The sequence below is a fragment of the Bradyrhizobium mercantei genome, assembly GCF_001982635.1.
Classification (GTDB): Bacteria; Pseudomonadota; Alphaproteobacteria; order Rhizobiales; family Xanthobacteraceae; genus Bradyrhizobium; species Bradyrhizobium mercantei.
In genome coordinates this window covers 92,416-115,033 of record NZ_MKFI01000005.1, presented here as the reverse complement: position 1 = coordinate 115,033, position 22,618 = coordinate 92,416, and the positions used below count along the sequence as shown (strand labels likewise).

Annotated in this window: 22 protein-coding genes and 1 tRNA gene; 13 read left to right on the top strand and 10 right to left on the bottom strand. The window is 65.2% G+C overall.

The genetic code is table 11. The annotated features are described in order from the left end of the window. The first annotated feature begins 8 nt into the window (after window positions 1-8). From BI327_RS23230 to BI327_RS23210, 5 genes are all read left to right on the top strand, one after another. Complete coding sequence (locus tag BI327_RS23230) at window positions 9-815, top strand: crotonase/enoyl-CoA hydratase family protein (RefSeq protein WP_076863363.1); 807 nt, start codon at window positions 9-11, stop codon at window positions 813-815. Then, complete coding sequence (locus tag BI327_RS23225) at window positions 812-1,234, top strand: PaaI family thioesterase (protein ID WP_076863361.1); 423 nt, start codon at window positions 812-814, stop codon at window positions 1,232-1,234. The genes BI327_RS23230 and BI327_RS23225 overlap by 4 nt, the downstream gene beginning before the upstream one ends. 162 nt (window positions 1,235-1,396) lie before the next feature. Further along, on the top strand, window positions 1,397-3,931 hold the full coding sequence (locus BI327_RS23220) for a bifunctional diguanylate cyclase/phosphodiesterase (protein WP_076864245.1): 2,535 nt from the start codon (window positions 1,397-1,399) through the stop codon (window positions 3,929-3,931). Between the two features lie 233 nt (window positions 3,932-4,164). Then, window positions 4,165-4,449, top strand: coding sequence for a PepSY domain-containing protein (locus BI327_RS23215; protein WP_394329885.1), 285 nt, complete (start codon window positions 4,165-4,167; stop codon window positions 4,447-4,449). Window positions 4,450-4,495: 46 nt separating this feature from the next. Further along, window positions 4,496-5,050, top strand: a complete 555-nt coding sequence (locus BI327_RS23210) for a cytochrome b/b6 domain-containing protein (RefSeq protein WP_076863359.1) — start codon at window positions 4,496-4,498, stop codon at window positions 5,048-5,050. 18 nt (window positions 5,051-5,068) lie between these two features. Here BI327_RS23210 and BI327_RS23205 read toward each other — a convergent pair whose 3' ends face one another. Together BI327_RS23205 and trxA are read right to left on the bottom strand one after the other, a co-directional pair. Then, complete coding sequence (locus BI327_RS23205) at window positions 5,069-5,743, bottom strand: LON peptidase substrate-binding domain-containing protein (RefSeq protein ID WP_076863357.1); 675 nt, start codon at window positions 5,741-5,743, stop codon at window positions 5,069-5,071. Between the two features lie 30 nt (window positions 5,744-5,773). Beyond that, window positions 5,774-6,694 carry a thioredoxin gene (trxA, locus tag BI327_RS23200; protein ID WP_076863355.1) on the bottom strand — a complete coding sequence of 307 codons (921 nt, stop codon included), beginning with the start codon at window positions 6,692-6,694 and terminating at the stop codon, window positions 5,774-5,776. Window positions 6,695-6,903: 209 nt separating this feature from the next. On the opposite strand from trxA, the gene BI327_RS23195 reads away from it, so the two are divergent. From BI327_RS23195 to BI327_RS23175, 5 genes are all read left to right on the top strand, one after another. Beyond that, entirely contained in the window at window positions 6,904-7,359 is a 456-nt protein-coding gene (locus tag BI327_RS23195) for an SRPBCC family protein (RefSeq protein ID WP_076863354.1), read from the top strand. A 160-nt stretch (window positions 7,360-7,519) separates the two neighbouring features. After that, window positions 7,520-7,594 (top strand) — tRNA-Gly (locus tag BI327_RS23190). Between the two features lie 291 nt (window positions 7,595-7,885). Continuing rightward, window positions 7,886-8,515, top strand: coding sequence for a DUF2865 domain-containing protein (locus tag BI327_RS23185; RefSeq protein ID WP_245334914.1), 630 nt, complete (start codon window positions 7,886-7,888; stop codon window positions 8,513-8,515). 391 nt (window positions 8,516-8,906) lie between these two features. Then, window positions 8,907-10,184, top strand: coding sequence for a PQQ-dependent sugar dehydrogenase (locus tag BI327_RS23180; RefSeq protein ID WP_076863353.1), 1,278 nt, complete (start codon window positions 8,907-8,909; stop codon window positions 10,182-10,184). Between the two features lie 247 nt (window positions 10,185-10,431). After that, window positions 10,432-11,010, top strand: a complete 579-nt coding sequence (locus BI327_RS23175; RefSeq protein ID WP_076863352.1) for a c-type cytochrome — start codon at window positions 10,432-10,434, stop codon at window positions 11,008-11,010. A gap of 148 nt (window positions 11,011-11,158) precedes the next feature. Here the strand turns inward: BI327_RS23175 and panE are convergent, their stop codons facing one another. From panE to BI327_RS23155, 4 genes are all read right to left on the bottom strand, one after another. Beyond that, window positions 11,159-12,079: a 2-dehydropantoate 2-reductase gene (gene panE, locus BI327_RS23170; RefSeq protein WP_076863351.1), complete on the bottom strand. Its 921-nt coding sequence runs from the start codon at window positions 12,077-12,079 to the stop codon at window positions 11,159-11,161. 118 nt (window positions 12,080-12,197) lie between these two features. Then, the gene (locus BI327_RS23165; protein WP_076863350.1) at window positions 12,198-12,845 is read right to left on the bottom strand and encodes a 2-hydroxychromene-2-carboxylate isomerase; all 648 of its coding nucleotides are present in this window, start codon (window positions 12,843-12,845) and stop codon (window positions 12,198-12,200) included. A 66-nt stretch (window positions 12,846-12,911) separates the two neighbouring features. Beyond that, entirely contained in the window at window positions 12,912-14,210 is a 1,299-nt protein-coding gene (locus tag BI327_RS23160) for an MATE family efflux transporter (RefSeq protein ID WP_076864242.1), read from the bottom strand. A 288-nt stretch (window positions 14,211-14,498) separates the two neighbouring features. Beyond that, window positions 14,499-15,086, bottom strand: a complete 588-nt coding sequence (locus tag BI327_RS23155) for a DUF2239 family protein (protein ID WP_076863349.1) — start codon at window positions 15,084-15,086, stop codon at window positions 14,499-14,501. 131 nt (window positions 15,087-15,217) lie between these two features. On the opposite strand from BI327_RS23155, the gene BI327_RS23150 reads away from it, so the two are divergent. Then, a complete protein-coding gene (locus tag BI327_RS23150; RefSeq protein WP_076864241.1) occupies window positions 15,218-15,883 on the top strand; it encodes a glutathione S-transferase family protein in 666 nt (221 codons plus the stop codon). Between the two features lie 8 nt (window positions 15,884-15,891). On the opposite strand, the gene BI327_RS23145 is transcribed toward BI327_RS23150, so the two are convergent. Beyond that, window positions 15,892-16,317 carry a DUF1330 domain-containing protein gene (locus tag BI327_RS23145; RefSeq protein ID WP_076863348.1) on the bottom strand — a complete coding sequence of 142 codons (426 nt, stop codon included), beginning with the start codon at window positions 16,315-16,317 and terminating at the stop codon, window positions 15,892-15,894. A 104-nt stretch (window positions 16,318-16,421) separates the two neighbouring features. Between BI327_RS23145 and BI327_RS23140 the strand changes: the two genes are divergently transcribed. Then, the gene (locus BI327_RS23140; protein ID WP_076863347.1) at window positions 16,422-16,757 is read left to right on the top strand and encodes a GIY-YIG nuclease family protein; all 336 of its coding nucleotides are present in this window, start codon (window positions 16,422-16,424) and stop codon (window positions 16,755-16,757) included. A gap of 48 nt (window positions 16,758-16,805) precedes the next feature. On the opposite strand, the gene BI327_RS23135 is transcribed toward BI327_RS23140, so the two are convergent. The 3 genes from BI327_RS23135 to ggt form a co-directional block, all read right to left on the bottom strand. After that, window positions 16,806-17,681, bottom strand: a complete 876-nt coding sequence (locus BI327_RS23135) for an SDR family oxidoreductase (RefSeq protein WP_076863346.1) — start codon at window positions 17,679-17,681, stop codon at window positions 16,806-16,808. Window positions 17,682-17,867: 186 nt separating this feature from the next. After that, window positions 17,868-19,166 (bottom strand): MFS transporter, encoded by a 1,299-nt coding sequence (locus BI327_RS23130; protein ID WP_076863345.1) that lies wholly within the window; start codon window positions 19,164-19,166, stop codon window positions 17,868-17,870. A gap of 103 nt (window positions 19,167-19,269) precedes the next feature. Then, on the bottom strand, window positions 19,270-20,997 hold the full coding sequence (gene ggt / locus BI327_RS23125) for a gamma-glutamyltransferase (RefSeq protein ID WP_394329884.1): 1,728 nt from the start codon (window positions 20,995-20,997) through the stop codon (window positions 19,270-19,272). 143 nt (window positions 20,998-21,140) lie between these two features. Here ggt and BI327_RS23120 point away from each other — a divergent pair, with 143 nt between their 5' ends. After that, the gene (locus BI327_RS23120; RefSeq protein ID WP_076863343.1) at window positions 21,141-22,523 is read left to right on the top strand and encodes an MFS transporter; all 1,383 of its coding nucleotides are present in this window, start codon (window positions 21,141-21,143) and stop codon (window positions 22,521-22,523) included. The last annotated feature ends 95 nt before the right edge of the window (window positions 22,524-22,618 follow it).

The window sequence follows — 22,618 nt, the reverse complement described above, 5'->3', positions numbered from 1 at the left end:
GCACGATGATGACGAGCGATCGCATCAGCCTGAGCATCGCCAATGGCGTTGCCGAGGTCAGGCTCAACCGCCCGAACAAGCTCAATGCACTCGATCCGGCGATGTTCACCGCGATCGCCGATGTCGGCGCACAGCTCGCCGGCAACCCCATGGTCCGCGCCGTGGTGCTGTCGGGCGAAGGGCAGGCGTTCTGCGCCGGCCTCGACATCGAGCGTCTCGTCGCCACCACCGAGGGCGAATCCATCCTGCCATTTGCCGATCTTGGCCAGCGGACCCACGGCATCGCCAATTTCGCGCAGCATTTGGTATGGCTCTGGCGTGAGCTGCCGGTGCCGGTGATCGCCGCAGTCCATGGCATAGCCTTCGGCGGCGGCTTTCAACTGATGCTCGGTGCCGACATCAGATATCTCGCGCCCGGCACGCGGCTTGCGATCATCGAAGCCAAATGGGGCCTGGTGCCCGACATGGCCGGCACGCAGCTGATGCGCCATCTCGCACGCGAGGACGTGGTCCGCGAACTGACCTACACCGCCCGCGTGTTCTCCGCCGAAGACGCGCTCGGTTACGGCTTCGCCACCCGGATCGTCGAAGATCCGCGCGCCGCTGCGCTTCAGACCGCGCGCGTGATCGCTGACCGCAGCCCGGATGCGATCCGCGCCGCCAAGCGGCTGCTCAATCTTGCCGCCGACGGCGATGCGGCGATTGTGCTCGCGGCTGAAACCGCCGAGCAGGCGCTGCTGCTCGGCACGCCCAATCACATCGAGGCGGTCAGGGTCAGTCTGGAGCGACGGCCGCCGCAATGGAGAATTGCATGAGCGCTGGCCCTGGATTCGATCTCGAACGACTCGTTGCAACCAACGCATCGGCGGCCTTCAACCGGCTTGCCGGCTTCGAGGTGGTCTCCGCCGGTGCCGGCGAGGTGGAGCTGCGCATGCGATGGCGCGACGATCTCACCCAATATGCGGGGCACCTGCACGCCGGCATGATCGCGGCCCTGCTCGACACCGCCTGCGGCTTTGCCGCGGCGTCGATCGCGGGTTCCGTCACTGCATCGCATTTCTCGATGAATTGCCTGAAGCCCGCGGTGGGCCGCTGCTTCATCGCCAAGGGCAACACGCTGCGTGCCGGGCGCAGGCAGATCTTTGCGCGCGCGGAACTGTTTGCGGAGGGCGAGCAGGGCGAGGCGTCTCTGGTCGCAACCGGTGAAACCGTGCTGGTTCCGCTCGAAGGTTGAAGACGCGCGTTTGCAGATCGCGTGTAGAATTTATGGGGTCATCAATTTCCGTGTGGAATCGGCTTACGCGCGGATAACCATGCCACCAAAAGTTGCGGAAAATTATCGAGACGACAATGCAATCGGCCTAGCTTGTCCACGCGGACAACCATGGACCGACGCATGTTTCGTGTTCTGACGTGCCTTTCAGGTGAGCATGACTGGCGGCTCGTTCTGCTCGCCGGACTGGTCTGCTTCGTTGCCAGCATCGTTGCCGTCAACATCTTCCATCGCGCGATCGCATCGCAGGCGCGGACGCGGCTGATCTGGATTGCGATCGCGGGCGCTGCGATCGGCTACGGGATCTGGGCAACGCATTTCATCGCCATGCTCGCCTACGAGCCGGGCGTGCCGACCGGCTACGGCATCGTCCTCACCGCGCTGTCGCTCGCCGTCGCGATGATGTTGACATCCGGCGGCCTCGGCCTTGCCGCCAGCGACTCCAGCCCCTGGCGCGCGCCGGTCGGCGGCGCCGTGATCGGCGCCGGCATCGCCAGCATGCATTATCTCGGAATGTGGGCGCTGGAAGTGCCGGGCCATGTGGCGTGGTCGCTCGACCTCGTGGCGGCCTCCATCGTGTTCGGCATGCTGTTCGGCTACGCCGCGCTCTCGGTCGCGGTCCGCCATCAGGATCGCTGGATGTCGCTGGTCGCGGCGCTGTTGCTGACGCTTGCGATCGTGTCGCATCATTTCACCGCGATGGGCGCGGTGGAGATCGTTCCGGATCCGTTACAGGCGCCGGCAGCGCTGTCGCTGTCTCCCGCCTTCCTTGCCATCGTAATCGCGGGGGTGGCGCTCTCGGTGCTCGGGATGAGCCTGGTCGGCGTGCTCGCGGACCGCCGGCTGGCGTTGCGCACCCGCCGCTTCGAGGAGATCATCAGCCAGCTTTCGCTGGCGCGGCAGCAGGTCGAGGCGTCGCAGAAGGAATTGGAGGAACAGAGGTTCCGGCTGGACACGGCGATCAACCACATGGGCGAGGGGCTCTGCATGTTCGATGCGGAGAAACGCCTCGTCGTCTGCAACGAGCGTTACGCCAAGATGTACCGGCTCCCGCCCGAATTGCTCCTGCCCGGCACCGCCCATCGCGAGATCATCACGCACCGGATCGCCAACGGCATTCTCAAGGGCGAGACCAGCGACAGCGCCGCGACGCAGGTGCTGGCGACATTGAACGCGCTGCCGGCCGACGAGATCAGCAGCCGGGTCGACGAGCTCGCCGACGGCCGCTTGATCTGCGTGACCCGGCAGCCGATGCCCGGCGGCGGCTGGGTGGCGACGCATCGCGACGTCACCGAGCAGCGGCGCTCCGAGGCCAAGATCACCTATATGGCGCAGCATGACGCGCTGACCGACCTGCCGAACCGCGTCCTGCTCAGGGAATGGATGGAGCAGGCGCTCTCCGGCGCGAGGTGCGGCGGACCGAGCCTTGCGGTGCTGATGCTCGATCTCGATCGCTTCAAGGAGGTCAACGACACGCTCGGACATCCGGCAGGCGACGCGCTCTTGAAGTCGGTGGCCGCGCGGTTGCGCCGCTGCGTCGGCGACACCACGCTGGTGGCGCGGCTCGGCGGCGATGAGTTCGCTGTCATCGACTACGTCACCGATCCGGTCACGGAAGCTGGTCTGCTCGCCGAGAAGATCAGAAAGGCGCTCAGCGAGCCGATCGATCTCGGCCATCACCGGGTGACCACCACCACCAGCATCGGCATTGCGATCGCGCCGCGTGACGGCACCGATTCGGACGAGGTGCTGCGCAGCGCCGATCTTGCGCTCTACTCGGCCAAGAGCGGCGGGCGCGGCTCGTTCCGCTTCTTCGAACCGGAGCTCGACCGGCTGCTGCAGGCCCGGCGCAGCCTCGAGCGCGACATGCGCAACGCGCTCGCCAATGGCGAGTTCGAGCTGCATTATCAGCCGTTCATCCATGTCGCGAGCGGGGAGACCTGCGGCTTCGAGGCGCTATTGCGGTGGCATCATCCGCAGCGCGGCATGGTGTCGCCGGCGCAGTTCATTCCGCTGGCGGAAGAGACCGGCCTGATCGTGCCGCTCGGGGAGTGGGTGCTGCGCACCGCCTGTGCGGAAGCCGCCAAATGGCCCGATGATCTCAAGATCGCGATCAACCTGTCGCCGGTGCAGTTCAGGAGCGCGGAGCTGGTCCCGGTGATCGTGCACGCGCTGGCGAGCGCGGGGATTGCTCCTGACCGGCTCGAGCTGGAAGTCACCGAAACGGCCATCATCCAGGACAGCGAAGCGGTGTTCGCGGCGCTCAGCCAGCTGCACGATCTCGGGGTGCGGATTGCGCTCGACGATTTCGGCACCGGCTATTCGTCGCTGAGCTTCCTGCAGAAGTTTCCGTTCGACAAGGTCAAGATCGACCGCAGCTTCGTGTCCGAGCTCTCGGGCGGATCGGACGAGTCGCGGCGGATCGCGCGTGCGGTCGTTCGCTTCGCCGTCAGCCTCGGCAAGACGACGACGGCCGAAGGCGTCGAGACCAGGGAGCAGCTCGACATCCTGCGCGCCGATGCCTGCGTGGAAGTTCAGGGCTTCCACTTCAGCCCGCCGGTCAATAGCGAGAAGGCCGCGCAAATGATCGGTGATCGGACCGCGGCCGTGGCCGAGCGCCCTGCGGCTCGTCTCGCGATGGCGGGTGCCGCGTCCTGACCGGCGGCCCGCGCTCAGCAGATCGAACGCATGAGGCGTAAGGCCGCAGCAGGAGGTCAAAACCAAATTGCGCGTGGAGCGCAAAGCGGTTTTCACCACCGTTAGAATCCCTCTAAAGCACGCCGCAGCCGCGCTTCCTTGACTTGGCAATCACCTCAGCATTGTTCACGCATGTGCCCTGCGCGAACGGCGTTGTGGGCATGATCGTCAACGGAGGGGATATGCGCGTGAGAATGATTTTGAGCGCTGCGCTTGCAGCGAGCGTAGCTGGATGCGTTGTTGGGCTGACCGGATCGGCGGCGCTCGCCGACGGCTACAAGAATTGCACCAAGCTCGACAAGGCGTCGTGGAAGCCGGCAACCGATGCCGAAGCCAAGGCCAAGGCCGCCGGCTACGAGGTGCGCCGGTCGAAGGTGGAGGGCTCCTGCTACGAAGTGTACGGCGTCAAGGAAGGCAAGCTCTACGAGCTGTTCTACAGCCCGGAAGACCTCAGCCTGAAGCACACGATCGCCAAGTGAATCACTAAGTGAACCACCAAGTGAATCGCGAAGTGAAGCAGGCGCGATGACGAAGGCGGCGCCCGGCGCCCGCGGCGCGACCAGCGTGCAGGTCTGGGACCTGCCGCTGCGGCTCTGGCACTGGGCGCTCGCCATCCTCGTCCTGGTCGCCTGGGTGACGCCCAACGTCCATGACCGGCTGCATCGGTTGGCCGGCTATGCGGTGATCGCCCTGCTGGCGTTCCGGCTGATCTGGGGCTTCGCCGGCACGCGCTACGCGCGTTTCGGCAGGCTCGGCGTCCGCCTGCGCGCCGCGCCGCGCTACCTCTGGAATCTCCGCCGCGGCATCACCGGGCGCTATATCGGGCTCAATCCCGCGGGCACCGTGATGCTGGTGGCGCTGCTGCTGCTGCTCGCAGTCTCGGCGATCACGGGTGCCATGGAGGTCACCGTGACCTTCTTCGGCGTCTGGTGGGTCGAGGACACCCACGTCTACGCGTCCAATGCGGTGCTCATCCTGGTCGCCCTGCACGTGCTCGGCGTCATCGTGGTAAGTTTGCTGCAGCGGCAAAACCTGGTGCGCGCGATGCTCACCGGCCGCAAGCAGCTTCGCAATCGTTGATATGAAAAGCTGAGAAGTCTATTGCACCGGCGGATCGCCGCTGGTGCGCTTCTTGGCGAGGTCCATCTCGGTGACCGCAATCAGGATCTCGGCGCGGGTCTTCAGGTCGGGCGCCTCGAGCATCGCCTGCTTCTCGGCCGGGCCGTAGGGCGACATCATCGCCAGCGCATTGACCAGCGCCTCGTTGGGCGCGGATTCGATGCCTTCCCAGTCGACCTTCAGATTGTTGGCTTCGAGGAAATCAGCCAGCACCTCGAGCAGCGCCTTGCGGTCGACCGCCTCCTCGCCTTTGCGCGCGGTGAAGTCGCCGGTGAAGGAGAAGAAGTCGACCTTGCACTGCCGGTACGGCGTCTGCACGGTCAATTCCTCGACCACCTTGAAGCGCGCGACGCCGGTCAGTTCGAGGATGTAGCGGCCGTCGCCGGATTCGGCGAGCTGGGTGATGCGGCCGACGCAGCCGATGCGGAACAGCACCGGCTTCGCCTCCTTGTGCGAATGCGCCACGTCGGGCTGGATCATGCCGATCAGGCGGTGACCGTCGCGCAGCGCGTCGTCGATCATCGCGAGATAGCGCGGCTCGAAGATGTTGAGCGGCATCTGGCCGCGCGGCAGCAATAGCGCACCCGGGAGCGGGAACACCGGGATGATCTCGGGGAGCTCGCCGGGCCCGCGATATTCGGCATTGATCGGCATCTGCGGTCCCGCTGCTGTGACGGGCGTAATTTACGAGAACAGGATGGTCGACAACCGCTTGCGCCCCTCGACGGTTGCCTCATCGGTGCCGCCCCACGCCTCGAAGAACTGCACCAGCTGCTTGCGCGCGCCGTCGTCGTTCCACTTGCGGTCACGCCTGACGATCGCGAGCAGCTGCTCGGTCGCCTCGAGGCGCTTGTTCATCGCATTGAGCGCGGTCGCGAGATCGAATCGCGCCTGATGATCGAGCGGGTTTGCGGCGACTTTCTGTTCCAGCTCCGCGATCGGACCGACCGACTGCGCCTGCTCGGCGAGATCGATCGCCGCCTGCACCGCCTTCACCGCGGCGTCGTTGCGTTTCGATTCCGGCACCATCGCCAGCGTCTGCTTGGCCTGCTCGACCGCACCCGACGTGACGTAGCATTTGGCGAGGCCGGCGAGCGCGGCGATGTTGGTGGCGTCGTGCGCCAGCACCTCGGCGTAAATCTGCGCGGCCTGGGCGGCGTCGCCCTCGGCCAGCACGGCGTCGGCCTCGGCCAGGATCTCTGCGAGATTGGGCTCGCCGGCAGCCGGCACGCCCTTGGTGATCTTCTCGATGAAGGCGTTGAGCTGGCTCTCCGGCACCGCGCCCATGAAGCCATCGGCCGGCTGGCCGTTGACGAAGGCGATCACGGCCGGGATCGACTGGATGCCCATCTGGCCCGGGATCTGCGGATGCTCGTCGATGTTCATCTTGACCAGCTTGACCCGGCCCTTGGCGTTATTGACCGCCTTCTCCAGCATCGGCGTGAGCTGGCGGCACGGGCCGCACCAGGGCGCCCAGAAGTCGATCAGCACCGGCTGACGGCGCGATTCCTCGATGACGTCCTTGACGAAGGTCTGGGTCGTCGTCTCCTTGATCAGATCGGGCGCTGCCTGGGGCGTGGGGCCGCCCTGCTCCATTATCGTCACGTTGTCCTCGCCTGCTTCTGAGGTCGGAAATCCGGTGGGCGTTCTAGCACGCTCCGCACGGCTCGTTCAGCCGTTCTGTGGCCTAAATGGCGGTCGCCCAAGCAAAATTCAATCGCTTGCCCGCCCATCCCGTTCCATCGGAGATCGGGTGGTCGCGTGCCGCGGAACGGCCGATCGTGGGCGATCCTTCATGGCAGCAGGGGATCCCCATGGCAAAGGCCTATTACAGCACCGTGTTCGAGCAACCGGCCGGTGAGGTCTGGAAAATCATCCGCGATTTCAACAATTACCCGGTCTGGGTCCATGGCGCGGGGACCAGCGAGATCGAGGACGGCAAGTCCGGCGACACCGTCGGTGCCGTGCGTAACGTGCTGTACCGGGAGCGCCGGATCCGGCAGCGGCTGCTTGCGCAGTCCGATGTGGATCGTTTCCAGACCTACGAATTCGCCGGCACCCCGACCCTGCCGGTGACGGATTTCAGCGCCACCCTGCGGGTGACCCCGGTGGTCGACGGCGACCGGGCCTTTATCGAATGGTCGGCGGTGTTCGATTGCGACGCCGCCTGCCGCGTCGAACTGGCGCAGACCCTGGCCGGCTGGTTCGAGACCTGGCTCGAATCGCTCCGGGACGAGATGGCTTTGAGGCCAGTTCCGGCGGAAAGCTAAAAAGAAATCGGCGGGAGGGTCGATTCCGGTCGATTCGAGGTCGATTTTTAAGGAAACCGCGCGATTTCGTGAGGCTCGCACCACGGTCTTGTGTTGCATTCACAGACAGCTTTTGGCATAGGTCTGCCGTTGCCGGCGAGCGATCGCCGCCATTTCGGATGCGGGTGTAGCTCAGTGGTAGAGCACGACCTTGCCAAGGTCGGGGTCGAGGGTTCGAGCCCCTTCGCCCGCTCCAGAATCTCTCGCTGACCGAATATCTCGCCGACAGAGCTGACAGTCTGATGAAGGCCCGCCCAATGGTGCGGGCTTTTTTGTTGTTCGGCTGGGCGGCGACCCCCGGGGGTCAAGATGCCGCGGCCGACGACGATGGTCTCCGGTTTTGTTGACCGTCGGACGGTGCATTCTCAAAACTGATAGAAATCTGTGGTTGTGTCGGGGCTGAAATGGCTGCCGCTCGCCTTTCGACGCGGCAAGCAAGTGAATGATGTCGATCAGCTGGAAGCCAGATCCCGGGTTGAACCGTCGCTTGGCGCGCACATGCGTTGCCGCGACGGTCGTGCTCGCCGGCGTCTGGACATGTTCGCCGGCGTCAGCGCAGCTCTTGCAGAGCGACTCGGCCTATGCCCCGGCGCCGAGTTTCTCTCCCATGCCCGGCTTCGAGGTGCCCGGCTTCGAGCCCGCGGAGCGGCCGCGAGCCCGGGTCTACATCACGACCCGTTCGCACTCCGGCGGCCGGCAGAACTACTGCGTCAGGACCTGTGACGGCCGCTTCTTCCCGCTGCCGCGCGTGAGCGAGGCGGCGGATATCAAGGCATGCGAGGCGGCCTGTCCCGCTGCCGAGGTGAAACTATATTCCGGCTCCGATATCGACAGCGCCAGAACCGAGGAGGGCGAGACCTACAAGACGCTCGCCAATGCCTTCCGCTTCCAGCGTGAGATGGTGCCGCAATGCTCGTGCAGCGCCGCCGCCTCCACCGGCCTGTCGCCGATTGCGATCGAGGACGACATGACGCTGCGGACCGGCGACATCATCGCCGCCGACGACGGCTTCAAGATCGCGGCGATCTCGAGCGGGCAGCGGCGCAGCGTGTTGTTCAGGCCGCTGTCGAAGGCCAAGGCGCAGGCGCTCGGTCTCGCGCGCCTCTCGTCGCGCTGACGCGCGATGGGATTCGGTCGAATCAAAAATGCACTTCAGCGTCTTGTTTGAGCATCTGCGCGCAAGCGCTTCGCGTTTGTCGCGAGCAAAAACCGCTTCGCACTTTTCCGGATCATGCTCCGGCGGCGATCGCGGGCGTTAGCTCCATTCGAATATCACGCTGCGATGCAGAATGCCTTGTTATCAGGCAGCTCATGCAGGAAAATTTCGTCTCAAATATCGTCTCAACTTGTTTTGACGCAGCGCACACCGCTGCACGCGCTTTTCAGCGTCGATGGATGTGCTACCATTTTGCCGTCTGGCCTACCTCACAGACCGCCACCATCATCTCTCAGGGCGTTCAAAATCAATAACAGGCAAGCTGCAACGGCTTGCATAGGGGAGTGACTCGATGAAATCAGCTTTCAATCGATCAATACTTGCGTTCGCGGCGATCGCGCTGCTGGCGGGGACCACCTTCGCCAATGCGCAGCAACAAACGGACAAGAACCGTGCGCTGAAGAAGTACGAATCCGGCACCAAGGAATTCTGGACCCATCCGCCGGATGACTGGTTCCTCGGCGACGAGACCGAAGCGCAGAAGGGCCTTGCCCCGCCGTCCGGTCCGCCGACCGGCGCGTCCGACGCCGAACTCGCCACCATGATGAAGAAGATCAAGCTGCCGCCGGGCTTCAAGATCGAGGTCTATGCCTCGAACGTGCTCGCGGCGCGGCAGATGGCCTGGGGCGACAAGGGCACGCTGTTCGTCGGCTCGTTCGGCCTCGGCAACGTCTACGCGATCAAGGACAACAACGGCAAGAAAGAGGTCAAGACCATCCTCAAGGGCCTCAATATGCCGACCGGCCTCGCCTTCAAGGACGGCGCGCTCTACGTCATCGCGGTCGACAAGCTGATCCGGTACGACAACGCCGAAGCCAATCTCGACAATCTCGGCCAAGGCAAGGTTGTGTATGACGACATGCCGTCCTACGCGGCGCATGGCTGGAAATACATCGCCGTCGACAAGGAGGGCTGGTTCTTCATTCCGTTCGGCCCGCCCTTCAACATCGGCATCCCGCCGACCTCGGTGTCGCAGATCCGCCGCGTCGATCCCAAGACCGGCAATGCGGAGATCTGGGCGCTCGGCGTGCGCAACTCGGTCGGCGGCGACGTCGATCCGCGCACCGGCAAGTATTGGTTCACCGAAAACGCCCGCGACTGGATCAGCGACGATCTGCCGAGCGACAAGCTCAACATGATCTCGAAGATCGGCGAGCATTTCGGCTATCCCTATTGCCACCAGGGCAACCTGCCGGACACCAAGTTCGCGATGGGTCACAAGTGCTCGGAGTTCACCCCGCCGGTGTACAATCTCGGTGCGCACGTGGCTCCGCTCGGCATGAAGTTCTACACCGGAAGCCAATTCCCGGCCGAGTACAAGAACGCGATCCTGATCGCCGAGCACGGCTCCTGGAACCGGCACAAGTACCAGGGCGGCCGCATCGTGAAGATCACCGCGAGCCCCGACGGCAAGAACGCCAAGCAGGAAATCTTCGCCGACGGCTGGATCCAGGGTGACCAGGGCTATCTCGGCCGTCCCGCCGACATCCTGCTCGACAAGGATGGCTCGATCCTCGTCGCCGACGACTGGGCCGGTGCGATCTATCGCATCAGCTACAGCAAGAAGTAACGGTTGAAGCATCGGGGGCTGCGGTGGCCGTGAGGCAGCCGCAGCCCCTGTTGCGATCAGGTAACGGAACCGCCTCGTCATGCCCGGACTTGCCGCCTACGCCAAGGCTTCGGCGTGCCCGAGACCACTAGCCGCGTCGAAGCCGTTGGCGTAGACGGGATCCGGGCATCCATCCAAACAAGAACCTTTTAGCAAGCACGATGGATCGCCGGGTCGAGCCCGGCGATGACAGCCGGAGAAAACTGACATGCGACTTGCGTCCCTTGGAGTTCTGGCGACGGCAATTCTTCTCGTTTCGTCCGCCCAGGCTGCGGATAACGCCGCAGTCAAGGAGAAGGCCGAGATGTGTGCCGGTTGCCACGGCGACAACGGCATCTCGCAGACCGAGAACATTCCCTCGCTCGCGGGTCAGCTCGACCAGTACATTCAATGGCAGCTGGTGTTCTTCCGCGCCGGCGCGCGCAAGAACGAACAGATGCAGCCGATCGTCGAGCAGCTCAGCAACGAGGACATCCGTAATCTCGGCGCCTATTTCGCCTCGCTGACGCCGTTCAAGGGCGGCAAGGACGACAATCCTGATTTGTCCGAGAAGGGCAAGCAGGCCGCCGCCGGCCGCCGCTGCGCCTCATGCCATGGCGATACCTTTGCCGGCACCAAGGCCGTCGCCCGCATCGCCGGCCAGCGCGAGGAATATCTCGTCAAGGCGCTGCACGACTACAAGTCCGGGCAGCGCTCGGGTGGCGCGCAGGCTGCGATGGCCGATGTGGCCTATCCGCTGAGCGACGAGGAGATCACCGCGCTCGCGCATTATCTGGCACATTTGTAGCCGCAAGGATGGTGTCGTCCCTGCGAAAGCAGGGACCCATACGCCGCGGCCTCTCGATTTGAGGCAGATGTGGTTGCTATCTCTTCAACACAATTGAGTCCGGTGGTGATGGGTCCCCTGCTTTCGCAGGGACGACACCAATTGTGTGTCAGGCGCTCCGCTGCTTCTCATATGCCTTGAGATGGGTGTACGCCGTACGCAGCTTCGGCACCGGGATCTTGGCCGCATCCGCGCGGACGATCAGGTCGCCGATCACGTGGTCGGCTTCGACCGGCAGCCCCGCCTTGATGTCGCGGAACATCGACGCGGTCATCGGCGAGCCCTCGGTGGTGAGCAGCCCGCGCGTGCGCTGGAAGAACGGGCCGCCCGGGGCATGACCGGCGTCGGCTGCGATGGCGCTGCATTCGTCGAGGATGCCGAGCAGGAAGTCCTTGCCGCCGGGCGCGGCCAGGATGTTGCCGACCGAGGTCCGCATCAGGCTGGTGGAGGCGGCGAGCGATGCCAGGAACACCCATTTCTCCCACATGTCCTGCATCACATGCTCGCTGGCGGCCGCACCATTGATCGCGGAGAAGGTCTCCGCGATCGCGCGCACCCGGTCGGATGTGCCGCCGGCGCGTTCGCCGAAGCCGAGCGACTGCATCGGCTGCAACTGCACCACCTCGCGCTTCTCGTTGAGCGTCGCCGCGATCGCGCAGAGACCGCCGAGCACGTGCTGGGCGCCGAACTTCTTGTCGAGCGCATCGAGATGCAGCATGCCGTTGAGCAGCGGGATGATCGCGGTGTTGTCGCCGACACCGGGCGCGAAGGACTTGATCGCGTCCTCGAGATCGAACGCCTTGCAGCTCAACAGCACGACGTCGAACTTGTCTGTGAGCTTGTCGGCCTGCACGGTCGGCGGATTGCTCAGCGTGACATCGCCGTTCGGGCTCTTGATCACGAGCCCGGCGGAAGCGAGCTCGGCGGCGCGGCGGGGCCGCACCAGGAAGGTGACGTCGCGGCCGGCCTGAAGCATCCGTCCGCCGAAATAACCGCCGATCGCACCGGCGCCGACCACGAGAACGCGCATGGGAATTTGTCCTTCTTTGTTATTGCCCCGGGGGGAGGGGCGAGCAATGAACCGGAGTAGCCAATAGATAGGGATGTCAGTGCGACATTCGCTACTCGAACTTCACCGCTGGCTCATCTCACTTTCCCGACACCATTTCCTCGACTTCGCGCAGCTGCTCCTTGCCGAAGAAGATCTCCTTGCCGACGAAGAAGGTCGGCGAGCCGAACGCGCCGCGCTCGACGGCCGACTGGGTGTATTCGATCAGCTTGCCCTTGACGTCGGCGTCCTGCGCGCGGGCGAACAGCTTTGCGGCATCGAGGCCGGAGGAGGCGATGGCTTTGCCGGCGACCTCGGGATCGTCCATCTTCTTCGGCTCGACCCACATGTGGTGGAAGGCGGCCTCGATATACTTCTCGAACACGCCCTCGAACTGGGCAGCGACCGCGGCGCGCATCAGGTGCAGCGTGTTGACGGGGAAGAATGGGTTCCAGGTATAGGGCCTGACGTTGAAGCGCTTGAGGAAGCGCTCGGTCTCGATCTTCTGGAACTCCGGCTTGTTCTTGACGCCAGCCAGCGTCTCGGCCGGCGACTTGTTGTTGGTGGCCTTGAAGATGCCGCCGAGCAGGATCGGGACATATTCGAATTTGACGCCGGTGCGTTGTTCGATCGCCGGGATCGCCTCGTGGCTGAGGAACGCGTTGGGGCTGCCGAAATCGAACAGGAATTGCGGATTTGGGCTCACGGCGGTCTCTCCCCTGGCACGTCTAGTTTGGGTTCGTAGCATGGGCCTGCTGTCGCAGGCGCCATCCGTAGAATATGATAATCATCATGTGAGCAGCAATGCGCGATGTCAAATCAGCCGCTCGATGGTCTGCTTGCGCCATACCAGGGCGTAATAGGCCATCTGCAACAGGAACATGGTTGCGAAGGTGACCGGGTAGGCGATCCAGATGCCGCTGATGCCGATGGCCCGGCTGAGCAGGGTCGCGACCGGCACCTCGACCAGCACGATCGCGAGGGTCGAGATGAACAGCGGCATCCACACCGTGCCGCCGGCGCGCATCGCGCCGGAAAACACCGTCGCCATGCCGAACAGCACCATGCTCCACAGTACGATGTACAGAAGCTGCTGCGCGAGCGCGAGCACCGCGGGGTCGACGATGAAGAAGCCCATCAGCGGGCGTGCAAAGAGATAACCGAGCACGACCAGCCCGCCGGTCAGCGCGAGATTCATCTCGATGCCGGTCCTGACGATGGCGCCGACCCGGCTGGAATCGCCGCGGCCGATCGCCTGCGCGCCGAAGATCGATACCGATATCGCGATCGAGATCGCCGGAAACTGCACATAGCTGATCACCTGGTTGACCGCGCCATAGGCGGCGGTGGCGTCCGAGCCGAACCCGTTGACGAGGCCGAGCAGCACCAGTTCGGCGAGCGAGACCACCACCATGCCGATCGCGGTCGGAATGCCGAGCCGCAGCACGATGCGCAGGAGGGCGCCATTCGGCCGCATCGCGCGCAGGAATGCTGTGTCGAAGGCGAGCGGATGCTTGTGTCTGAGCATGTGGACATGCAGCCAGAGCAGCGTCACCACGCCGGAGACCGCGGAGGCGACGGCGGCGCTGGCGACGCCCAGCATCGGCAGGCCGAGCCAGCCGCGGATCAACGCCGGCGTCACCACGAGGCCGGTGACGGTCGAGACCGTCAGCGCCACCAGCGGCGTCACGGTGTCGCCGACGCCGCGCATCATCGCCGCGAGCAGCAGGAATGCGAAGGTCACCGGCATCGTGATCATCATGATCCGCGCATAGGACACCGCGGCGTCGAGGACATCAGGCGGCGTGGCGAGCGCGATCAAAAGCGGCCGGGCGAACAGGCCGCCGAGGATTGCGATCGCCAGCGCGAGCAGCAGCGTCACGGTCATGGTCGTGCCGGCCACCGCCTTCACCCGGTCGGGCTCGCCGGCGCCCCAGGCCTGGCCGATCATGACCGAGGCGCCGGCGCTGAGCCCGATCACGAAGGAGATGAAGAAGAACATCACCGGAAAGAACACCGACGCCGCCGCGAGCGCGTCGACCCCGATCATCTGGCCGAGATAGACGCCGTTGATGGTGCCGAACAACGATTGCAGCACGTTGCTCAGCAGCATCGGCGCGAGGAAGAGCAGGAAAGATTTGCGGAGCGAGGGAGGCTTGGACACGTTGAGATTCCAGAGAATTGGGCGTTCAGGCGGTCGTGTGTCTCAGGTCAGGCAGCACACACCGCTGTCGTCCCTGCCTGGTGCGCAATCGCGCACGGGAGCAGGGACCCATACTCCGCGGCCTTTGCAAAGGGCACGCGGCAGGTTCGACGCGCTACAATGCGCTTCGGTGGTTATGGGTCCCTGCTTTCGCAGGGACGACAACCGAGGTTGCCCGTCCAGACTATTCAAAACGCATCAGTCCGCTTGATCGCCATAGGCAAGCTTGATCGCGTGGTCGCGGATGTCGTCCGGCCAGTCCGCGATCAGGGTCGCAAAGCGGCGCCGGTCGTGGGCGAACAGCGCTCGGATCGCATCCTCGTAATGCGGCCGGTTGCCGGCCATCACGGTCATGAAGCGATAGGCGGCATCCTGCGCGCTGCGCGTGCGGTCCTTGTCGCCGCTGGTACGCCGCGCCTCGTCGATCAGCTTGCGGATCGCAACCGATGCGCCGCCCTTCTGTTGCGCCAGCCAGTCCCAATGCCGCGGCAGCAGCGTGATCTCACGCGCGACGACGCCAAGTTTCGGACGCCCCGGGCCGCGCGGCGCAGCGGGCGCTGCCGGCTCTTCGTCGCGCGGGGGCGCAAGCTTCGGCAGCCGCGCCAGCACGTCCTCGACCGACCCGCGGAAGTCGATATCGACCAGCGCCGAGGTTTGGCCGTTGAACACCAGGATCGCGGCGTCCTTGCGCCGGTCGAGCAGCTGCTTGGCGGCGCGGGCAACCTCAGTGATCTCGCCGGCCGCGATGCGGTGCTCATTTTCGAAGGCGACATAGGCTGGGTTCATCGCTGATCTCTTCGGTTGCGCGGCATATTGCCCGGGTAATTCGGGGTAATCCAGCCGCGTGCATCTCGACTTTCTTGCGCCGGGCTGGCACCAAACGCCGCTCGACTGCGCTGACACCCGAGAGGACGCCCATGCTGACGGTTCACCATCTCAACAATTCCCGCTCGCAGCGCGTGCTGTGGCTGCTCGAGGAATTGGGCGTGCCCTACGAGATCGTGCGCTACCAGCGGCAGCCCGACATGCGGGCGCCGAAGGAGTTGCGCGCGATCCATCCGCTCGGCAAGTCGCCCGTCGTCATCGACAATGGCAACACCATCGCGGAATCCGGCGCGATCCTCGAATACATCATCGCCACCTACGGCAATGGCCGCCTGATCCCGCAGGCCGACACGCCGGAGCGGCTGCGCTACACCTATTGGCTGCACTATGCCGAGGGCTCGGCGATGACGCCGCTGCTGCTGAAGCTGCTGTTCTCGCTGATGCCGAAGCGCGCGCCGGCGCTGCTGCGGCCCTTGGTGCGCAAGGTGTCCAACACGGCGCTGTCGACGCTGGTCAATCCGCAGATCAAGCAGCACATGGCCTATTGGGAAGGCGAGCTCGGCAAGAGCGAATGGTTCGCAGGCCACGAATTTTCCGGCGCCGACATCCAGATGAGCTTTCCGCTGGAGGCGGCCGCCGCGCGCGGCGGGCTCGAGGACGGTCATCCCAGATGCGTTGCGTTCCTCGAGCGCATCCACGCGCGCCCGGCCTATGCGCGGGCGCTGGAGAAGGGCGGGCCGTACGAGGTCGGCCGGTAATTGCGGGCTCATCGCGGCAACTCGACCAGCGGCAGCAGGCGCGAGTCCGCCAGCGCCGCGGTGCGGTGTCCGACGCCGGCGAGGTAGGCCTCCGCCACCGCAAAGGCGAGAAACGCGCCGCGGCTCTTCTGCCGGATCAGCATCGCGCGATCCCAGCGCTCGCCCTCGGGCCCGATCAGGAACGGGCCGCCCTCGGCCATGAAAAGGATATCGCCGCCGCTCCTCCGAAGGTGCGGGAGCGTGTGCGCGACATAACGGTCGTAGGCCGCGGCCCCGGTGATGGGCTGCGGCGGGGCCAGCTCAGGGCTCTCCGAATAATCGGCGACCTCGCGGAAGCGCAGCAGATTGAGCATCACCAGCTCGCCCGCGATCTCGCGCTGGGCAAAGTCGCGCCCGGCATTCCAGGTCGGCTCCAGATAGCAGGCGGTGTCCATGTCGGTCGTCCCATCCGGGTTCAGATGGTCATTTTTACCCGGACGTAATTGCCTTGTCAATAATATCCGGGTATAAATACTCCGCCGGAACGACAGGATCCGCCATGAAGACCGAGGACCGCAAGCAGGCCATCGCCGACTACAAGAAGCGCCCGAGCGCAGCCGGCGTGTTCGCGATCCGCTGCAGCGCGACCGGTGAGGTCTGGGTCGGGCAGGCACTCGATCTCGACAAGATCCAGAACCGCATCTGGTTCACGCTCCGGATGGGCAGTCATCGCAGTGTCGAGCTGCAGCGCGCCTGGGCGGCGCATGGCGCGGAGCATCTGTCGCTCGAAACGCTGGAGCGGATCGAGGATGAGGAGCTCGCCTATGTGCGCGATGCGCTGCTGAAGGAGCGCGTGCACCACTGGCGCACGCGGCTGAATGCGTTCGCGATATAGCCTGAAGCAAGTCCGCGGCCGAACCGCTGCTATTCGATCGCATCGCGCTTAGCGCGCCGGCAGTGCCTGCACGGTGACGCCGGGCGGCGGCACGTCGTCGTCGGGCACGAAGAAATCCGACATCAGCGGCACCGAGCGATCGACGCGGTAGTGCTCGAAGTCGCGCACGCCGTTGGCATAGAGCACCTTGTCGTCGATGCAGAAATGCCCGGTGAATTCGCGCGACGGCCGCGTGATGATCGCATAGGCCGCATCGCCCATGATCTCCGGCGTGCGGCTCGCGCGCATCATGGCATCGCCGCCGAGCAGGTTGCCGACCGCGGCGGTCGCGATCGTGGTGCGCGGCCACAGCGCGTTGACCGCGATGCCGGCCGGCTTCAACTCGCCGGCCAGCCCGAGCACGCACATGCTCATGCCGAACTTCGCCATCGTGTAGGCGGTCGAGTGCTCGAACCATTTTGCCTTCATGTCGAGCGGCGGCGACAGCATCAGGATGTGCGGATTCGCAGCCTTCTTCAGATGCGGGATGCAGTATTTCGACACCATGAAGGTGCCGCGGGTGTTGATCCCCATCATCAGGTCGTAGCGCTTCATGTCGGTCGCCTGCGAATCGGTCAGGCTGATCGCGCTGGCATTGTTGACGCAGACGTCGATGCCGCCGAATTGGGCGACGGTCTGCTCGATCGCCGCCATCACCTGCGCTTCGTCCCTGATGTCGCAGATCACAGGCAGCGCCTTGCCGCCGGCGGCGCGGACCTCGTCGGCGGCGGTGTAGATCGTGCCCTTGAGCTTCGGATGCGGCTCGGCGGTCTTCGCCGCAATCGCGACATTGGCGCCATCACGCGCGGCGCGCAGCGCGATCGCGAGCCCAATGCCGCGGCTCGCACCCGAGATGAACAGCGTCTTGCCTTTGAGCGATGTCATCTGCTGCCTCCTCCTCAGTTAGGGACGCACGATGTTAGGGCTCCCTCCCCCCTTGCGGGGGAGGGTTGGGGAGAGGGGTAAGCCACATACACCGCCTTCGCGGCCACCCCTCTCCCTAGCCCTCCCCCGCAAGGGGGGAGGGAACGACGGTGCAAGCGTCGCGGCCGTCGCGCCACTGCGACCACACTACCCATCCGCATGCAGCACGCGCCCGCGCGTTTCCGGCAGCGCGTAGGCGGCGATGAAGAATACGCCATAGGCCGCCACCGCAAAGATCGCGATCGCGTTGGCGAGCGTGGTCGTGGTCGAGAGCGCGCCGACCAGGAACGGAAACAGCGCACCGATGCCGCGGCCGAAATTGTAGCAAAAGCCCTGGCCGGAGCCGCGCAGCCGGGTCGGATACAACTCGGTCAGGAACGCGCCCATGCCGGAGAAATAGCCCGAGGCGAAGAAGCCGAGCGGGAAGCCCAGCACCCACAGCACCTCGTTGGACAGCGGCAGCTGGGTATAGAGCAGCACGACCGCGATGGCGCCGATCGAGAAGATCAGGAACAGATTGCGCCGGCCGATCCGGTCGGCGAGCCAGGCGCCCACGAGATAGCCGATGAACGAGCCGATGATCAGCGTCGCGAGATAGCCGGTCGAGCCGACCACCGAGAGCTTGCGCTCGGTCGTGAGGAAGCGCGGCACCCAGAAGGTGATGGCGTAGTAGCCGCCCTGCATGCCGGTGCCGACCAGCGAAGCCAGCAGCGTGGTCTTCAGGATCGGTCCGTGGAAGATCTCCCACAATGCGGCAGGGCCGCTGCCGGAGGCCTGCGCCTGCGCCATGGTCGCCGCCGAAATCTCCGGCTCGGTGACGTAGCGGCGCAGGTAGAACACCAGCAATGCCGGCAGCGCGCCGATCACGAACATCCAGCGCCACGCATTCTCCGCGGGCAGGATCGAGAACAGGATCGCCTGCGCCAGCACCGCCAGGCCCCAGCCGATCGCCCAGCCCGACTGCACCGAGCCGACGGCGCGGCCGCGATATTGCGGCCGGATCGCCTCGCCGATCAGCACCGCGCCGGCGGCCCATTCGCCGCCGAAGCCGAGGCCCAGCAGTGCGCGGGCGATCAGGAGCTGGTCGAAATTCTGCACCACGGCGCAGACCAGCGAGAAGAACGAGAACCAGATGATGGTGAGCTGCAGCGTCTTCACCCGCCCGATCCGGTCGGAGAGATAGCCGCCGAGCCAGCCGCCGACGGCGGAGGCCAAAAGCGTCACGGTGCCCGCGAGCCCGGCGGTGCCGGGATCGACCTTCCACAGCGTGATGATGGTGCCGATCACGAGCGGATAGATCATGAAATCCATGCCGTCGAGCGTCCAGCCCGACGCGCAGGCCCAGAACGTGCGCCGCTCCTGCAGGTTCATGTCGCGATAGAAGGCGAGGAGGCTGGTGTCCTCGATCTCTGCAACTTCCATCGATTTGGATTCGGCCGTGCTCATGCGCGTTCCCCGGAGAATTGATTCACCGGCTCTTTGCGATCCGCGGCCGGAGTTGCGCGGACCGTCAATCTATCGCGATGTCGCAGGCGGGGCAAAGCCGCCTTTAGTACCCCGCGGCCTCCGAGCCACGCGTGCGCGGATCGGGTGCGCCGAGCAGACCGTTGGTCGTGACGAGGATCGAGTTCGCGGAGGAGTAGCCGAGCGGCTCGACCAGTTTGTGGCCCTTGGCCTTCAGCTCGGTCAGCACCTCGTCGGGAAGGCCGCGCTCGATCCGGACCTCGTCGGGCAGCCATTGATGGTGCATGCGGGGCGCGGCGACCGCGGCCGCGATGTCCATCCTGTAGTCGATGACATCGACGATGATCTGCGTCACCGCTGAGATGATGCGGCTGCCGCCGGGCGATCCGGTCACCAGCACCGGCTTGCCGTCCTTCAGCACGATGGTCGGCGACATCGATGACAGCGGGCGCTTGCCGGGTCCCGGCAGATTGGCCTCGAAGCCGACCAGGCCGAAGGCGTTGGAGGCGCCGGGCGCCGCCGTGAAATCGTCGAGCTCGTTGTTGAGCAGCACGCCGGTACCCTCCGCAACGAGGCCGACGCCGTAGGGGAAGTTCAGCGTGTAGGTGTTGCTGACGGCGTTACCCTCCGCATCGACCACCGAATAATGCGTGGTGTTGTCGCCCTCGTGCGGCTGCTTGGCGTTGCGCACATCGGTCCAGGGCGTGGCGCGGGCGAGATCGATGGTCGCGCGCTGCTTGGCGGCATAGTCCTTGTCGACCAGCAGCTGCGTCGGCGCATCGACAAAGGCCGGGTCGCCGAGGTAACGGGCGCGATCCGCATAGGCCCGTTTCATCGCCTCGATCATCACATGCAGCGAGGCGGCCGAGCCCTGCTTCATGTCCGACATCTGAAAGCCCTCGAGAATATTGAGGATCTCGATCAGCACGACGCCGCCGGAGGAGGGCTGCGGCATCGAGACGATGTCGTAGCCGCGATAGGTGCCGCGGATCGGGGTGCGGATCACCGGCTGGTAGGACTTCAGATCCTCTGGTGTGAAGATGCCACCGGCATTCTTGATTCCGCTGACCAGCTTTTCCGCGACCGCACCTTCGTAGAAGCCGCGCGGCCCCTGCTCGGCAATCGCGGTCAGGACGCCGGCGAGATCGCCCTGGATCAGGCGGTCGCCCTCATGCAGCGGCGTGCCGTCGGCGTGCGAGAAGGTTTTGGCCGAGTTCGGCCAGCGCGACATCCGGCGATACATGTCCGCCAGCGTGTCCGCTGTATCGTCGGTGACGACGAAGCCGTCGCGCGCCAGATCGATCGCGGGCTTGAGGATCTGCGCCAGCGTGAATTTGCCGGAGCCGTGTTTCTCCAGCGCCAGCGCGAGGCCCGCGACCGTGCCGGGCACGCCGATCGCAAGCGCGGAGTTGCGCGACTTGTCGGGATCGGGCTTGCCGTCGGCATTGAGGAACATGTCGCGGGTTGCGGTCTGCGGCGCGGTCTCGCGGTAGTCGATCGCGACATCTTCATTGCGTGCGGCAAGATGGATCACCATGAAACCGCCGCCGCCGATATTGCCGGCGCGCGGATAGGTCACCGCCATCGCAAAGCCGGTGGCGACCGCGGCATCGACCGCATTGCCGCCCTGCCGCAGGATGTCGGCGCCGACCTGCGCCGCGAGCTTCTCCTGCGCCACCACCATGCCGTGTTCGGCGCGGATGCTGCTGGTCGTAGCAGTGGATGACGGCTCGTAGGCGCGACGCTGGACCTGGCCGAGGGCCGGTGTCGCGATGCCAATCACAAGGAGAGCGGCAAACAGCCGTCGCGACATCGTTGCCGTCTGCGCCATCGAAATTTCCTGCCCTGTTCATCGCCGTATCAGCAGACCGGCTCATGCTATATGGGAGCGGATTGAGGTGGCAAAAGCCTGCCTGTGGTTCGATCCGGGGAATATGTTTCACGATGACGGCAACAATGCAGACCAGCGCCGGTGAAGCGCGGGCCACCACCAAGGCCTATCCCGGCCGCGCAGCCGTCGTCAGCTGGATCTTCTTCGACTGGGCCGCGCAGCCTTATTTCACGCTGATCACGACCTTCGTGTTCGCGCCCTATTTCGCGAGCTTCGTCGCATCGGATGCCGCGAGCGGGCAGGCGCTGTGGGGCTTTGCCACCGCAGCCGCCGGACTTGCGATCGCGCTGCTGTCGCCGGTGCTCGGTGCAATCGCCGATGCCAGCGGCCGGCGCAAGCCGTGGATCGCGGGCTTCGGCGCGCTGCTCGTGCTCGGCTCGAGCGCGATGTGGATCGGCAAGCCCGGCAATCCCGACATCATCCCGATGCTGTTGCTCGCCTATGCGATCGCCAGCGTCGGCGTCGAGTTCGCGACCGTGTTCAACAATGCGATGATGCCGACGCTGGTGCCGCCGGACCGGATCGGGCGGCTCTCCGGCACCGGCTGGGCCACCGGCTATGTCGGCGGCATCCTCAGTCTCGTGCTGGTGCTCGGCTTCCTCGCCGCCAATGCCGAAACCGGGAAGACGCTGTTCGGCTTCACGCCGCTGTTCGGCCTCGATCCGGCGATGCACGAAGGCGACCGCATCACCGGGCCGCTGACCGGGCTGTGGTTCATCATCTTCGTGACGCCGATGTTCCTGTTCACGCCGGACTATCCGGCGAAGCGGCCGATGCGCGCGGCGCTCGGCGAAGGCCTGCGCGAGCTCAGGGAGTCATTGCTGAGCCTGCCGAAGCAGAGATCGCTGGCGTGGTTCCTGCTGGCGAACATGATCTACACCGACGGGCTGGTCTCGCTGTTCGCATTCGGCGGCATCTACGCCGCCGGCACGTTCGGCTGGGACACGATCCGGATCGGTACCTTCGGCATCATCCTCGCGGTGGCCGGGACGTTCGGCGGCTGGATCGGCGGCAAGCTCGACGATGCGTTCGGGCCGAAGCGCGTGATCACCGGCAGCCTGTTCATCCTGCTGTTTGCGATCGTGGTGATTCTCACCGTGAACAAGGATTCGATCCTGTTCATCCCGGTCGCGCCGCCGGTGCCCGGCGGTCCATTGTTCGCGGGAGCCGCCGAGCGCGCCTACATCGTGCTCGGTTGCCTGATCGGCGCCACCGGCGCGCCGTTGCAGGCGGCCTCGCGCTCGCTGCTGATCCGCCTCGCGCCGCAGGATCGCATCGCGCAGTATTTCGGCTTGTTCGCACTCACGGGGAAGGTGACGTCGTTCATCGGCCCGCTGTTGATCGGCGCGATCACCGCGGCAACCGCAAGCCAGAAGGCCGGCATGGCCGTGCTGGTGGGGTTCTTCGTGGTGGGGCTGGCGCTGTTGGCGCGGGTGCGGCAACAATAACCACTGTCGTCCCGGCCAAGCGAAGCGCGAGCCGGGATCCATAACCACCGGCCGTGCTTGGTGAGGGACAACTAGCCCCAGCGCGCCTTCGATAG

Coding starts and splice junctions, on each gene's coding strand:
- BI327_RS23195 (WP_076863354.1), top strand. CDS start 6,904: ATGGCAAAGGCCTATTACAGCACCGTGTTCGAGCAACCGGCCGGTGAG.
- BI327_RS23205 (WP_076863357.1), bottom strand. CDS start 5,743: ATGCCGATCAATGCCGAATATCGCGGGCCCGGCGAGCTCCCCGAGATC.
- BI327_RS23145 (WP_076863348.1), bottom strand. CDS start 16,317: ATGGACACCGCCTGCTATCTGGAGCCGACCTGGAATGCCGGGCGCGAC.
- BI327_RS23165 (WP_076863350.1), bottom strand. CDS start 12,845: ATGCTACGAACCCAAACTAGACGTGCCAGGGGAGAGACCGCCGTGAGC.
- BI327_RS23160 (WP_076864242.1), bottom strand. CDS start 14,210: ATGCTGCTGAGCAACGTGCTGCAATCGTTGTTCGGCACCATCAACGGC.
- BI327_RS23225 (WP_076863361.1), top strand. CDS start 812: ATGAGCGCTGGCCCTGGATTCGATCTCGAACGACTCGTTGCAACCAAC.
- BI327_RS23120 (WP_076863343.1), top strand. CDS start 21,141: ATGCAGACCAGCGCCGGTGAAGCGCGGGCCACCACCAAGGCCTATCCC.
- BI327_RS23220 (WP_076864245.1), top strand. CDS start 1,397: ATGTTTCGTGTTCTGACGTGCCTTTCAGGTGAGCATGACTGGCGGCTC.
- BI327_RS23215 (WP_394329885.1), top strand. CDS start 4,165: ATGATTTTGAGCGCTGCGCTTGCAGCGAGCGTAGCTGGATGCGTTGTT.
- BI327_RS23135 (WP_076863346.1), bottom strand. CDS start 17,681: ATGACATCGCTCAAAGGCAAGACGCTGTTCATCTCGGGTGCGAGCCGC.
- ggt (WP_394329884.1), bottom strand. CDS start 20,997: ATGTCGCGACGGCTGTTTGCCGCTCTCCTTGTGATTGGCATCGCGACA.
- BI327_RS23230 (WP_076863363.1), top strand. CDS start 9: ATGACGAGCGATCGCATCAGCCTGAGCATCGCCAATGGCGTTGCCGAG.
- BI327_RS23175 (WP_076863352.1), top strand. CDS start 10,432: ATGCGACTTGCGTCCCTTGGAGTTCTGGCGACGGCAATTCTTCTCGTT.
- BI327_RS23155 (WP_076863349.1), bottom strand. CDS start 15,086: ATGAACCCAGCCTATGTCGCCTTCGAAAATGAGCACCGCATCGCGGCC.
- BI327_RS23150 (WP_076864241.1), top strand. CDS start 15,218: ATGCTGACGGTTCACCATCTCAACAATTCCCGCTCGCAGCGCGTGCTG.
- BI327_RS23130 (WP_076863345.1), bottom strand. CDS start 19,166: ATGAGCACGGCCGAATCCAAATCGATGGAAGTTGCAGAGATCGAGGAC.
- BI327_RS23140 (WP_076863347.1), top strand. CDS start 16,422: ATGAAGACCGAGGACCGCAAGCAGGCCATCGCCGACTACAAGAAGCGC.
- BI327_RS23210 (WP_076863359.1), top strand. CDS start 4,496: ATGACGAAGGCGGCGCCCGGCGCCCGCGGCGCGACCAGCGTGCAGGTC.
- panE (WP_076863351.1), bottom strand. CDS start 12,079: ATGCGCGTTCTCGTGGTCGGCGCCGGTGCGATCGGCGGTTATTTCGGC.
- BI327_RS23180 (WP_076863353.1), top strand. CDS start 8,907: ATGAAATCAGCTTTCAATCGATCAATACTTGCGTTCGCGGCGATCGCG.